Raw genomic sequence first — 13,348 nt, 5'->3', positions numbered from 1 at the left:
GCAAGGTGGCGTGCTACCTGACGATGATCCTGTACTGTGGCGCAACAAAAGGGTTCTTACTAATGGCAAGTTCCATTCTGCATAGGAGGCTTTCACTGTTTTTACATATCAACCGAAGGTCGAGAGGAACACTCTTGCCGGAACTACTGTCCAGATCGAAAGGATTTTCCAGAATGGGAGGATAAATGATAGAGACAATCTCATCGCAATAATCCAGGCTATTTTCGATACTGCTTTCGTCAAGGGGCGTAAATATGCTCTTCAGGAGGTCATTGCTCTTCTGCAGTTCCACGGGCCGGGAGAGATAGGGGGTAAGCTTTTGCGGGTTGTCGGTAAGGATTGCTTCTTCCAGCAGGGAAAGGAAGGTGTTGAGATTCCTTACTATATTTGTTGCCCCTTCTTCGCCGAAGTTTGTTCCATTCCAGCGATACCAAGTAAGGAAAGTTTCGTAACCGGTGCCTTCTTCGATCCCTTTGTGCCATTCTACGATGTCGAGAAGGCCGTCGTCATCAATATCTTCGACAAAGCTGCCGATGCTTACCGATCTGTGCATCGAAAAAAGCGAAAACTGATTGTAGCTTGAGAAGATCACCCATTCTATGGCTAAACCGTCGTGATTCTGAAATGCGGCTTCTACAGCATAAGGGTAGAGGGCGTTTTTCCGAAGATGAAAAGTCCTAAAACCATCGAGGACCATACGTCCGCCGAAAGGAATTCGGTACATGGATATAAGTTTGCCCCTAATTTGAAAGTACACGGAAAGATAGTAGTTTACCGGCTTTGCTTGGCTCTGGTAGAGCCTTTTTACATTTCCAAGATCGCTCTGAAAGATAGACTGGCCATTCTGTTCCACCGTAAGAACGAAAGCGTCGTCCTCTCCGTTTTGATCTATGTCCTGAATGGCCAGCAACGGTGTTCCGTTGTTCCTTCGCACCGGAGTGAATCGTTGGCCGGCAGCCTGGATGACAGAGAGCATCAGCTGCTCTTTACTCATCGGTTTCGGAGTGGCTTCGGATTCTTCGCTCCGATCCAGGGATGCTTCCTGTTCCTTTGTCGCTTCTTGCTCTCCTTGTTGTGAGGAAGAAACGCTCCTTTCTCCCTCACGTTCCTTCGCCGCAGCATGTTCTGCCGGGCTTGTTTCGACAGAGGAAGCGTCAGGAGGGGGCTGTTCTTTTATCTCCTTTGGTGTACTTTCACAACCAAGAAGCAACATTCCCGCCAGTACCAGCGAAAAAAAAAGTATCTTGGAAAACCGATTTTGAGGTCTCACGTCGCTATCCTATCAGTGTCGCCCCCTTTGCGCCATCACTTTTTTCGGGTATGATCCATTTCATGGCTGATGTACGTGATTACATTAGATTGTTTGATACGAACAATGTACTTAAATGGTTCTTTCTCATCATGCTCTGTGGCCTTGTCCTTGTCGGAGAGTCTGTTGTTCTTCTTTTGGCTGTAGATCGCTTTAGTCGTTATTATGTGCTTGCCTGCCTGACCGGAAGTGCCGTTATCGGGCTGCTTTTGACCTGGCCGGCCGTGCATAGAATCGTAAAGCATATAAGGAAGGACATTGCAGAGGGGGAATTCCCCAAACATGATATGGAACGTCTCTTAGGGACCATTGCCTCGGGAATTCTTATGCTCATTCCCGGCTTTGCTACCGACTGTCTCGGACTTATTATCTTTTTCTTCGGTCTGCGTCGTCCCGTCGGTAAACTTATCATGATGAAAAACAGGGATCGACTCTTTCAGGCCTATGAGTATCTGAAACTTTACGATTAGCTATAGATTTCTTCGTCGCATTTTCTCGATGAACAGCAAAATTCCGTAAAGGATGTATCTCAAAAAGGAAAACCAGCGCCATGGTCGGATCACTACTGCTGGAATCCACCAGCTATTGCGTTCCCAGCTTCTATTTGAGATGCGTTGTCGTTTTCCGCTGAAAATCTTGAAGCAACCATCACAGAAAAGACTGATCCCAAAACCGAAGGACCTTTCGTGCCGTTTCAACCAGAGGGCTTTTCCTTTCAGCCCGTCGCCTGCCAGCAGGATGGTCGGCCCTGCTTTCTTGATTGCTGTGATCACATCCCTTTCAATATCTTTTCGAAAATAGCCGGCATAACGGCCGACCAGCCGAAGTCCGGGAAAGGAGTCCCTAACATTACCGAAAGCCTTCTGAAGGGCATCGGGGCGACTACCTACCAGATAGAGTGTTCCTCCGATTTGTTCGATGGCGCCAAGTAATTTGATAACGAAGGCAAAGGGGTTGTGGCGGTGGGGAACCGGGAGCTTGAGAAAGCGTGCTCCGGCAAGAATCGACTTTGATGTGGGGATGACAAGGCTTGCCGTCCTAATCATATCAGCGTATTCACCTTTCCCCCGTGCCTTCATTAAACCTCGAAAATCGAGAAATACTATCTGATGTTTACCATTGTCGGTCGCCAGCCTCCGTATTGTCTCTCCAAATCGTTCTTCATCAATATCATCTACGGGGACACCGAAAATTTGTATCCGGTTTTGATCGTTCATTGGACCAATCTCCATATATCACGCTCAGCCACAAGAGCTTTGATAGCTGCCAGGCCATAAATTGCGGCGGTTTCCGCCCTGAGGATGTTCCCGGAAAAGAAGAGCGGGCAAAAGCCGGCTTGTAAAAACATCTCGCTTTCTTTCGGGGAAAAACCTCCCTCCGGCCCAACCGCTGCCGTTATTGAGCCGATCTCTCCAGAAAGATATCCATGAAGCGAACCGTTTGCAATAGGCCGTTCGTGAAAAAAGAGTTTAACATCCCTTCCTCTACCTTGAGACTCCGGCATCGGCGGATCTTCTAGTACCTCTTTTAGTGACCGGGGAAGCAGTATGGTGGTTCCTGTGGCCCCGCTTTGTTGGATCGCTTCGCGGACGATTATTTCCCACCGTTTTTGCTTTTTTTCCGCCTCCCCGGGGGTAAATTGGGGCACCGAGCGGTCGGTAAGCACCGGTATGATGAAATCAGCCCCCGCTTCCGTTGCCTGACGGATAACCTGATCCATTTTCTTCCCCTTTAAGATCGCCTGATAGAAGATAATCGGAGGAAAAACGGGGCCTTGTTCGGGAAGTTCACGAAAACACGCCTCGACTTCCTTTGCGGATGCCTCTTCCTCCCTCCTTAGGCTGAGTGTACAGGGGCTTTCCGATTCAAGAGTGATAAGATAGCGTTTGCCCCGGCTATCCTGGCCCGGAAATACCGCTCCCTGCGAGAGGCGGAGCACCCGAAGCAGATAGTGGGCCCGCTCTGGGGCCGGGGAAAAAGGTTCACCAGAGGCAAGCTCCATCTCACTATCATCTATAACGAAAGTACGCATAGGAAGACCCTATCCAAAGATTTGGACTGATACGGTTCTGCTCCTCGGTCCGTCGAATTCACAGAGATAGATCCCCTGCCAGGTCCCCAAGGGAAGAGCGCCTTCGGTAATTGGAATTGTCTGTGAAAAGCCGAACATGCTGGACTTGATATGTGCGGCGCTGTTTCCTTCCATATGATGATAGGCGTCCTTCCAGGGGACTATCTTGTCCAGTTCCGCCATAATATCGTGTTTGACCGCAGGATCGGCATTCTCGTTGATGGTGACGGCACAGGTGGTATGAGGAATATACACCATGCATATGCCGTTACGCACTCCGCTTTCCCGCACGGCGGATGTTATCTCGCCGGTGATATCCACCATATCGCTTTTACCTGAGGTTTTGATGTTTAGAACTGTTTCCCGTCTGTTCACTGTTTCTGCTCCTGAGCCAGCGTTCCCGTCTTTGGCTGAATTGCTCCGGTCTCCAGTAATGAAACGGCTTTTTTCAGCACCGGATCGTAATCAAGATCGAAGACCGGCGGCTGGTCCATTCTTCTGAACACCTCACCCCTGATCAGTCGCATCAACAAATCGAAGGGGAGTGTTATTTCTTCTTCCTGCTGCAGCCGTCTGGCAAAGGCTTTCTGCTCCTGTTCGCTGGGTTTGGGGTTTCCGTTGACGAAATTTTCCACAAGATGCTCTTCGAAAAGTTTCTTGAGAGATGCATTTTCTTCGTCGTTAAGCTCCGGTTCTGCGATTTTCAGGTTCGGTTCGATCCCCGTGCCGTTGATGTTTACTCCGGATGGTGTGTAATAGCGACTGATGGTAAGCTTGAAGCCTTCCCGTCCCAGAGGTACCACCGTCTGGACAAGCCCCTTTCCGAAGCTCGTATTTCCGATGAGATACCCTCTCCCGGTATCTTTAAACGCCCCTGCGAGGATTTCCGATGCCGATGCAGATCCGCCGTCTATCAGAATCGCTATCGGTACATCTGCGGCTACCTCCAGCGATGAGGTTGCGTTAAAGACCTTGTTCTCTTCCGCGACCCTTCCCTTCGTGCTGACGATGGGGCCGGAGGAGAGAAACATATCGATGATGTTGACCGCTGCGTTCAGAAGCCCTCCTCCATTGCCTCTGACGTCGATAATGAGAGAGTCGTACCCCTGGCTATTGAGGGTCTTTAAGGCCTCCCTGACCCTCGGTTCGGTATAGGGGGAGAATTGAATGATGCGTATATAGCCGATCCTGCCGGGAATCATTGCTTCTTTTACCGTGGGAATTTCGATACTTGCGCGGGTGATTGTCACATCGAAAATGATATTCTTTCCCCGCAGTATGGTTACCGTTATATCGGTGCCGGGAAGTCCCTTCATCTTCCCCGAAGCATCGTCGGAGGTCATATTCTCCGTCGACTGGTCTCCGATCGCGATGATGTAGTCCCCGGAGTGAATCCCTTTTCGGTATGCCGGGGTATCTTCGATTGGAGAGACGACCTTTATGAAAGGAAGATCATCTTTCGTGGTATCGAGCTCCGGCCACTGATCGGGGACCTTCACGACCTTTCCTTTTTCCTTTTCATCGACGGGAACGGGACGCGCGATATAGAGGCCGACCCCGCCGTATCTTCCGACCGTGGTATTGTTGTTTAGATCTTCCATATCGTCTTCGGAGAGATAGTAGGACCATGGGTCGTCAAGGGTATCGAACATACCGTTCAAGGCCCCTTCGTAAAGCTGCTTCGGATCCACCTCGTCGACGTATGCCTGAAGAATGTACTGAAAGATATACTGAAATCTGGCAAGGTAGTTTTTCACCTCAACCGATGACGACGATTGTGCCGAAAGGGTGGGGGTGATGATCAAGAATAAAGAAAAGCTTACGGTAACGATGGCGACCATAAGCCAGGCGAGTCTATTTCGTATCTGTTTCATTGGAGTACCTCATCTTTTGTTATTCTCTAGGTTCCGTATAATTTGTCAAGTTATTGACGCCCCGGCGGCCTGCGGCGTACACTTTTTTCATGATTAAGAAACTTGTGCTTCTTCTCATCGTGCTCTGGGAAGCTTTTCGCGCCGTCGGACTCTTTTTTTCTGCCGTTGCGCTCCTTAACCCAACATACCGTACGGAAACAACACTACTTATGGGATGGCTTTTTTCCGGTTCTCTCACTGTTTTGGCGACCGAGGCCTTACTCCTTTTTCGTGGGCTGACGGCCCAGGGTAGTCGTATTTTATCCGGCATCGCCGCTCTCGGCAAGTTTGTCACGCTTTTGCCCGGCATTATGCTTTTTTTACTGCTTTCCGGAGTGGGCCCCCAGCAGGATCAGGCCCCGCTTCTGCTGTTTCCCTTTCGGAACATCATCGCCTTGGTGAGTTTTGTTGATTTGCTTTGCATCGGCTTTCTGTTATTATTACTGAAGGATGGGCCCGGTAAATCTCGTCCCGATTCTGATTATCGTTTCACTGTTGTTGAGGAGGAATAGATGCGAATCTTGCCGATTGCAAGCGGTAAAGGAGGCGTCGGCAAATCTCTTGTCGCTGCGAATCTTTCCATTGCCCTCGCCCAGTCCGGGAAAAAAGTCGTTCTTGCTGATTTGGATCTGGGAGCTTCGAATTTGCATCTCATTCTCGGAGTGAGAGCCGTTAAACAGGGCATTGGGACATTTCTGACCAACGCTGAGATCGAATTTGAGGAGGTTATTCTTCCTACCGATTATCCCAATCTACGATTTATCCCCGGAGATGCAGAAATCCCCGGTATGGCCAACCTGAAGAGTTCTCAAAAAGCAAAGTTGATTCGGAAACTTAGGACAATCGAAGCTGACTATATCATTATCGACCTGGGCGCCGGGACCAGCTACAATACGCTCGATTTTTTTCTTTCCAGCTCTCGAGGGATTATCGTCACCGCACCAACCTTGACTGCTACATTGAATGCCTATCTTTTCCTGAAAAATTCCGTTTTCAGGCTTATGAATGGGGCTTTCCGCAAGAGTAGTCCTGCAGGAAAGTATATTGAGAATCTTCAACGCGAGGGAACGCCGCTCCAGCGGGTGTACATCCCCCGGTTATTGGAACGGATCATGGAAGAGGATCCTGAAAGTTATAAAAATTTCGCCCGTAGTATGGCGAATTTTCACCCGATGCTGGTTCTCAATATGCTGGAAGATCCCGAGGACGGGAAGAAGGCGGCAAGAATCCGTCGTTCCTGTAAGCAATACCTTGACGTAGATATGGAGCATCTTGGGGTGCTTTACTTTGACCATCTTCAGGAGATCGCTTTAGGAAGCCGAATTCCCATTGTCGCATATAAACCCCAGTCGGTTTTGAGCCAGGGGATTTACCGGATTGCCGATAAATTGATCCAGAAACAGGACGAGGGAGAAAGTCCTCTTGACCTGATGAGTCTTGAAGAGAGTTATCAGGTTGCCGAGATGGAGGCTGAGATCGATTTCGAAGCAAAGGTCCAGGATATGGAGAACCTTCTCCATTCCGGGGCCCTTACCCGGGGAGACCTGATTGATACGATTCGGTCTCAACAATATGAGATATCAACATTGAAAAAAGAGAATCAGCTGTTAAAATCAAAACTACTGAAAGCAGCGGAAAACGGTTTTCAGATATAACGAGGCCGCGGAAGTCATATGGAGCAGGGAAAGGGTTCGCTGAAGATTGAGATTAATGAAGGTGGTTTGAATGCAACGCTTGTTCTGACGGCCGACCCTGAAGGGGAGGTCTGGAGCCTTCCCAAAGTCCAGAATGTTCTCGAAGAAAAGGGCATCATCGAAGGGGTTTCCAAGGCGGCCGTGCAGGAAGCTTTAAAGGCTTTCGCCGAGGCCGAAGCGGGCACCTCTGTGCGTAAAGAGATTGCCCGGGGAACCAAACCGGAACCTGCCACGAGTGAATATTACGAGTGGAAAAAGCTTCCCCTTCCCGAATCTCTGAAAACGCAGGCCGATCGTCTGTTTCGGGAATATGCTTTTCCCGATATCAAGATAAAACGAACCGAGAAGGTCAAGGTCCGAAAGAAGGTCCTGAAAAAGTCAAAGCTTCTTTTTGTCGCTCCGAAGGAACAGATTGTTGAAGAGTGGCAAAAAAAAATCGTTGAAGAACCAGCCCCGATAAATCCGAAGGTAGCGGCAACAGGCTATGTCGAACAAGGTGACTATCTTGCGGAGCTGAGGGCGGGAGAGCCGGGTAGGGATGGTAGAAGTGTTTTGGGTAAGCCACTTTCCCCCGATCCTGCCAAGCCTGTTCTTTTTTATCCCGGAAAAGGGGTAAAGGTCGATAGGAACGGGCTGCTTGCCGAAAAAAGTGGTTTTTTTCGCCGTGGGAGCAACTGGGTCGAGGTTTTTGATTTCCTTTCCCATAGCTGGGAGCTTTCGCTCTCAAAGGACAAGGCAACACTCCTTTTTGCCTTTACTCCTGGGCATCGGGAGGCTTCCATTCCCGAGCCTTCTCTGATTATTGCCAAGGCCGGCGAAGAGTTCGGGTTTTCCGTCGAACAGTTGAAGGGGCCCGATAAGCTTCGAGAGGTGATGACCAGGAGTGTTCAGACCGGAAAAGCCCTCGAACGCATCCCTTTGACGCGAGACCGGGATGCATTCTTTTCCGTTGAAGTCTCATCGGATAATCTAAAAGGGCTGCTTACCGTCGTAAAGGGAAGTGGCCGGGGAAAACCGCTGATCTTGAGGGAGGTCGGTGCGGCTATCAAAGCCAGCGGCTTTTCCGGGCTTGATTTTGGGAAAATACAGAACGACCTGCTTGAGTTTTATCACGGCAACGGTATCGAGTTGCGTGATTACCTTCTGGCGGAAGGTGCTGCCCCTAGTCGGGGCGAGGATCGTTCCTTCGACTTTTCCGTTGATTTTCTTCCCGAGACCGAATATGAGGCCCTAAAGGTGGGGGAGAGCGGCTTCCCCTCGGAAGAGGCATATCCGATGGGTCAGGCCCGATCCCTTGCCAGGGTTGCAGAAGGGACGGTCGTCGGTGTGCTCTCGTCTGCGCAGGAAGGAAGCCCTGGAAAAGATGTGTACGGTAAGGTCATTCCCGGAATTCCCGGGATCGACCCTCATATTGAACTCCTGGAAAACGTCCGGATGGAAAAGGACCGTTTTATCGCCGAGACAACAGGGCTTCTTGAGGTTTTTGACGGTGCCGACGGTATTGTCCTCAGGGTGAGACCTTATCGGGATGCAGAGGTAAAAATCGAGCTTTCGACCGATAAAATGGAAGCGTGGCTCACCATAGAACCCCCGTCGGGCAGCGGCACAAAGGCAAACAGAAGCGAGATCGATCAGGCTTTGAAAGAGGCCGGTATCGTAAAAGGAATTATTGAAGAAGCAATAACCGATGCCCTTGAGATCAGCGGAGCGGGAAGTCCCGTCCGAAGAAGTGTCGTTGCCAGGGGCAAGCGCCCAGATGATGCGGGAGGAAGCCGGATTGCACTTATTGCCGATAGGCCCTCGGGCAAAGGGGTAACGATTACCCGATCCGGTCGGGCCGATTACCGAAATCAGGACCGTTTCGTATCGGTTAAAGAAGGGGATCTATTGGCTGAGATCCTTCCGAACGATCAGCCTGCAGAGGACGGATGGGATCTTACCGGGAAGCCTATTTCCGCTAAAGATGCTCCGGCCCTTGATATCGAAATCGGCGAGAATATCAGGCAGGAAGAAGAAGGCAATCGTATAAAACTTTATGCGGCCTGTTCCGGTGAGTTCGTATACGAGAAAAAAAAGCTGGATATTCTCAAGGTCCATACGGTCTCCGGGGATGTCGATTTTTCTTCGGGCAATGTTAAATTCTCCGGTACCGTGGCGGTAAGCGGGAGTGTACGAAGCGGCTTTTCGATCCTTGCCGAAGGACATGTAAAGGTTGCCGGTAATGCGGAGGCATCGCTTATATCCTCGGGAGAAAGTATTACCATAGCGCAGGGAATCGTTAGCGGCGGTAAGGCTGTTATACGGGCAAAAAGCAGCATTGAGACAATTTTTGCAGAGCAGGCTACCCTTCTCGCCGTGGGGTCGGTTTCCATGAAGAATGCCTGTCTCCGATGTATGGTGAAGTGTAATGGACGGCTTCGTCTGGTAGGGGAAAAAGGCAATCTTATCGGCGGTGTGGTACGTGCCAGGGAGGGGGTTATTGCCGCCAACATCGGAAATCCGAAAGGATCCCGAACAGAAATCTCTTTTGGACAAGACTATCTGGTCATGGATCGTATCGAACTTGAAGAGCGCGAGGTGAAAAAGCTCCGCAACGCCCTTGCCAGAATCGATACCACCATGGCCGGCTTGGAGAAGCAGGGAGACAAAGGGCGTCTTGAGATGGCGAGAAAAGAAAAACTTAAAATGATGAAGATGCTCGAAAAGCGAAGTATGTTGCTCTTTACCCTGCGTGAGAGATTCGAACAGCATTACGATTCTTCGGTTGTTGTCCGGGGGACTGTCTATCCCGGAGTCGTTATAGAAAGTCACGGCCGTTACTGGAGCACCGAAACGCCGAAAAAGGGGATTACCCTAATCTTCGATCAGGAAACCGGCCGAATTATCGAGGCTTCCGAAGCGGAGCCCAAGGAAGGGGAAAAATCTGCATGATATATATCAACTACCCGGAATGGATAAGCCCCCAAATCATTCCTGGTCTGCCGTTTCACTGGTACGGAATGATGTACCTGGTGGCCTTCGGTATCACCTATCTTTTATTCAATTATCAGCGAAAGCATGGAGAAATCGCGGTGAGCGAGGACCAGATGGCCAGTATTTTTTTCTGGGTAATTCTTGGCCTGCTCATTGGCGCGAGAATTGTTGCAACCCTGGTCTATGATACGAGCGGACAATACCTTAGGCGGCCCTGGTTGATTTTCTGGCCTTTTGATGAACATATGCACCTTGTCGGACTCCAGGGCATGAGTTATCACGGCGGTCTTGTCGGGGGTGTCGTTGCGGGCGTTCTCTACTGCAGAAAGGAAAAGATCAGTTTTTGGGCAGTCGCCGATACCGCGGTTGCCGGCATTCCTCTGGGATACACCTTCGGGCGATTGGGCAACTTTATCAATGGCGAACTCTGGGGCCGTGTGACAGCCTCTCCCCTCGGAATGATATTTCCCCATGCCCCAGGTCTCTCTTCCCGTTACGAGTGGGTCCGCCGCATAGCCGATAGTGTAGGCATTGGCTATAGCCCCGGGAGTTTGGTGAACCTTCCCCGCCATCCGTCGCAGCTCTATGAGGCCTTTTTCGAAGGAGTGTTTTTGTGGCTCATCATCTGGTTTGTTTTTCGTAAACGGAAACAGATTCAGGGTACTCTTCTTGGTGTCTATCTGATTGGGTATGGGATTATTCGTTTCTTTATTGAGTATTTTCGTCAACCCGATGCAGATATCGGTTTCCCGATTGCTCTTGGCCCCGATAGCCCACCCTCTCTTTTCCTATCGCCGTTGAACATTTCCACAGGACAGATTTTCTGCTTCGCAATGATTCTTGCCGGTATTGCCGTTATTGTATTCAGAAGACGTTTATCGTCCAGAAAAGCATGAGTATCGTGATCTCCTATCTCCTTGTATAGTTCTTTTTAGTTGACAGCGGCTCGACGGCTTTCTACTATGAGGTGTATGGAAACAATCATCCACTTCGATGCTGCCGAGTCGGCGCTTCGCCTGGACCGGGAAACGCTCCTCATGCTTTTGGACGCTTTTTTTTCGACAAGAGAGGACTATATCAAACCGATCAAGGGGGCGATAGCATCTCGGGATGCCGAAGCCTTGAGAAGTGAAGCACACCGCCTCAAAGGGGCTGCCAATAATCTGCGGGTCACAAAAATCGGGACCCTGGCCCAAACTCTTGAAAAAAGTTCTTCGGATACCGATCCCTCTTTACTTTTATCTACACTCGAACAGATAGAGGTCTCATTTTCTGCAGGAGAAAAAGAGCTGTCGGTCCTCAAGTCTGAGGTGTAAATTTGAATACCTCCTGGTCGATCCTTTTTTCGTATCGCCTCGGCTCGGAAGAATTCGAGTTGCGCGGCTTAAGCGGTGGTGCCACCTTTGCCGACGGAGTCCGTATCGTCGTTGAGCAGAGAAAACTTCCATTGGGGGAGCGTATTCTTTTCCATGCCGAACCGGCTCCCGGGGGGGAGGGGCTTTTTCCTGTTGCCGAACGTTTGGAGCTTAGGTTACGGTGTTCCTCCTGTGAAGCGGTTTTTCTCAACGGCTATCAAAGCTGGACCGAGAGCAGGGAACTGGAGGCAGAGGTTTTCCCGTTTCGATTTCGGCGCTTATTTCGTCCATGGACCAACCATTACCTTCTCGACCGCTATGGTGATGCATGTTTTACCGGTCGTTCTTTTTCAAAAAAGCGGTATCATGGATTTTCTTTTGCCACGCTTCGTGAAGGAAAGCAGGTGACATTGCTCGCCGGGATGATGGAGGATAGGGCCTTTTCCCGAATCGAGTGGAGATCGGAGCGCCATGGACGTGGATACTTGAGTTTTCTGCCCGAGCTCTCCAGCAACAAAATCAGTGGTGTTCGGACCTTGATGGATCTTGTTGTGCTGACAGGAGAAGAAGAAGCCGTCTATGACGGCTGGGCCTCGGCTGCCAACGGTTTCGGGCCTGTGGAACCTGGCGAGAGCCTGGGCGGCTGGACCAGCTGGTACGACCACTACGAAAAAGTGACGGAGGAGGATGTGCTGAGGGTGCTTGATTCGTGGCAGCGGCTTTCTCTTCCTCCCGGGGTTATCCAAATAGATGATGGTTGGCAGCAGTCTGTCGGTGACTGGTTGCGTGTCAAATCGACATTTTCCCGCGGAATGGCTCCTCTTGCCGCCGATATTTCCAGGGCCGGGATGGAACCGGGGCTTTGGCTGGCGCCCTTTATTGCAGAGGGCTCTTCCCTGCTTTTTGCCGGGCATCGCGACTGGTTTCTCATCGATGACGCTGCAGAACCTCTTGCCGCGGGTAATAATCCTTTCAATTGGAGCGGCTGTTTTTATGCCCTGAATATCTATCACCCCGAAGTGAGGACGTATCTTCGTACGCTCTTTTCTATAATTGTGAAACAATGGGGCTTTCGTTTCCTTAAGCTTGATTTTCTTTATGCTGCGGCTCTTCGCCGGCCTGAAGGAAAGACCAGAGGAGAGGTGATGCGGGATGCTGTGGCGTTCCTTCGTGAGATCTCCGGTGACGCCAAGCTCTTGGGCTGCGGGGTTCCTCTTGTTTCCGCGGCCGGGCTTGTCGAATACTGCAGAGTTGGGGCAGATGCGGCACTGCGCTGGGAAGATCGTCGGCTACGGGCCCTCGGTTACCCTGAGCGTGTTTCCACCCTCAATGCCTTACGCAGCACCATTTCCCGCAGGGGCCTGGACGGTCGGTTTTTTCTTAATGATCCCGATGTTTTTCTGCTCCGGGACTGGAATTCCGACCTGAATGAGCAGGAACGTTTTACCCTTTTCCTTTGCAATCATATATTTGGCTCTTTGCTTTTTACCGGTGACGATCCCGGCCGCTATGACGAGGCGACTCTTGCCCTGTTTCGTTCGGGATATCCTCTTCGAAAGAAGCATGGTCTCCGGGTGAACCGGATAGGAGAGTGCTTCGAGATTGAATTCTCTATCGGTACCCTTTGCTATCTTGCTTTTATTAATCTTGAGAATCGACCTCATCATGTTACCCTGGCTTCCGGGCTTTACTATGCATATGGCGAAGGGTTCCGGCGGGAAGGTCCCCTTGACCTGCGTCCCCATCAGTCGATCTGTTTTCTTGTTGTTGGTGAAACCGATTTTGCCGTTGCAGGTTCTACCGGCATGCTTTTCCCCGGTAGTGAAGTCGAAAAGATAGATGTGGATGGAGAGCACGTGACGCTTTCCCTTGTTCCCGGGACCTTATCCGAGGGGCTGCTCTTCTTTCGGGCCCCTCAGGGGGCCGGTGGTTGCAGTGTCAATGGTATCGACATAGAGGCGGAGGAGAAGGTCGGCTTTCGTCTCTGTGTAGTTGAAAAACGTCTCCTATAGTATAGGGGAAAGCCCTATATG

General features: G+C 50.6%; 12 protein-coding genes. 7 read left to right on the top strand and 5 right to left on the bottom strand.

All coding sequences use genetic code 11. The features are described 5' to 3' along the window. Positions 1-13: 13 nt before the first annotated feature. Positions 14-1,270, bottom strand: coding sequence for a hypothetical protein (locus F459_RS0102960; protein ID WP_020611250.1), 1,257 nt, complete (start codon positions 1,268-1,270; stop codon positions 14-16). A gap of 62 nt (positions 1,271-1,332) precedes the next feature. On the opposite strand from F459_RS0102960, the gene F459_RS0102955 reads away from it, so the two are divergent. Further along, positions 1,333-1,779, top strand: a complete 447-nt coding sequence (locus F459_RS0102955; RefSeq protein ID WP_020611249.1) for an FxsA family protein — start codon at positions 1,333-1,335, stop codon at positions 1,777-1,779. Here the strand turns inward: F459_RS0102955 and F459_RS0102950 are convergent, their stop codons facing one another. The 4 genes from F459_RS0102950 to F459_RS0102935 are packed head-to-tail and all read right to left on the bottom strand — an operon-like array spanning position 1,780 to position 5,254. Then, positions 1,780-2,526: a WecB/TagA/CpsF family glycosyltransferase gene (locus tag F459_RS0102950; protein ID WP_020611248.1), complete on the bottom strand. Its 747-nt coding sequence runs from the start codon at positions 2,524-2,526 to the stop codon at positions 1,780-1,782. After that, positions 2,523-3,341, bottom strand: coding sequence for an RsmE family RNA methyltransferase (locus tag F459_RS0102945; RefSeq protein WP_020611247.1), 819 nt, complete (start codon positions 3,339-3,341; stop codon positions 2,523-2,525). Before F459_RS0102945 ends, F459_RS0102950 begins: the two co-directional genes overlap by 4 nt. A 9-nt stretch (positions 3,342-3,350) precedes the next feature. Then, positions 3,351-3,755: a secondary thiamine-phosphate synthase enzyme YjbQ gene (locus F459_RS0102940; RefSeq protein WP_020611246.1), complete on the bottom strand. Its 405-nt coding sequence runs from the start codon at positions 3,753-3,755 to the stop codon at positions 3,351-3,353. Then, positions 3,752-5,254: a S41 family peptidase gene (locus F459_RS0102935; protein ID WP_020611245.1), complete on the bottom strand. Its 1,503-nt coding sequence runs from the start codon at positions 5,252-5,254 to the stop codon at positions 3,752-3,754. Before F459_RS0102935 ends, F459_RS0102940 begins: the two co-directional genes overlap by 4 nt. An 89-nt stretch (positions 5,255-5,343) precedes the next feature. Between F459_RS0102935 and F459_RS0102930 the strand changes: the two genes are divergently transcribed. The 6 genes from F459_RS0102930 to F459_RS0102905 all read left to right on the top strand — a co-directional run bounded on the left by F459_RS0102930 (position 5,344) and on the right by F459_RS0102905 (position 13,327). Then, complete coding sequence (locus tag F459_RS0102930; RefSeq protein WP_020611244.1) at positions 5,344-5,805, top strand: hypothetical protein; 462 nt, start codon at positions 5,344-5,346, stop codon at positions 5,803-5,805. Further along, on the top strand, positions 5,806-6,948 hold the full coding sequence (locus tag F459_RS0102925) for a P-loop NTPase (RefSeq protein ID WP_020611243.1): 1,143 nt from the start codon (positions 5,806-5,808) through the stop codon (positions 6,946-6,948). Positions 6,949-6,966: 18 nt separating this feature from the next. Then, positions 6,967-9,918: a flagellar assembly protein A gene (locus F459_RS0102920; protein WP_020611242.1), complete on the top strand. Its 2,952-nt coding sequence runs from the start codon at positions 6,967-6,969 to the stop codon at positions 9,916-9,918. Continuing rightward, on the top strand, positions 9,915-10,856 hold the full coding sequence (gene lgt, locus F459_RS0102915; protein WP_020611241.1) for a prolipoprotein diacylglyceryl transferase: 942 nt from the start codon (positions 9,915-9,917) through the stop codon (positions 10,854-10,856). The genes F459_RS0102920 and lgt overlap by 4 nt, the downstream gene beginning before the upstream one ends. 75 nt (positions 10,857-10,931) lie before the next feature. Beyond that, positions 10,932-11,276 (top strand): Hpt domain-containing protein, encoded by a 345-nt coding sequence (locus F459_RS0102910; RefSeq protein WP_020611240.1) that lies wholly within the window; start codon positions 10,932-10,934, stop codon positions 11,274-11,276. Between the two features lie 2 nt (positions 11,277-11,278). Continuing rightward, entirely contained in the window at positions 11,279-13,327 is a 2,049-nt protein-coding gene (locus F459_RS0102905) for a glycoside hydrolase family 36 protein (protein WP_020611239.1), read from the top strand. The last annotated feature ends 21 nt before the right edge of the window (positions 13,328-13,348 follow it).

Origin of the sequence: Sediminispirochaeta bajacaliforniensis DSM 16054 (assembly GCF_000378205.1) — a bacterium.
Classification (GTDB): Bacteria; Spirochaetota; Spirochaetia; order DSM-16054; family Sediminispirochaetaceae; genus Sediminispirochaeta; species Sediminispirochaeta bajacaliforniensis.
This window is presented reverse-complemented; position numbering and strand designations above follow the sequence as displayed.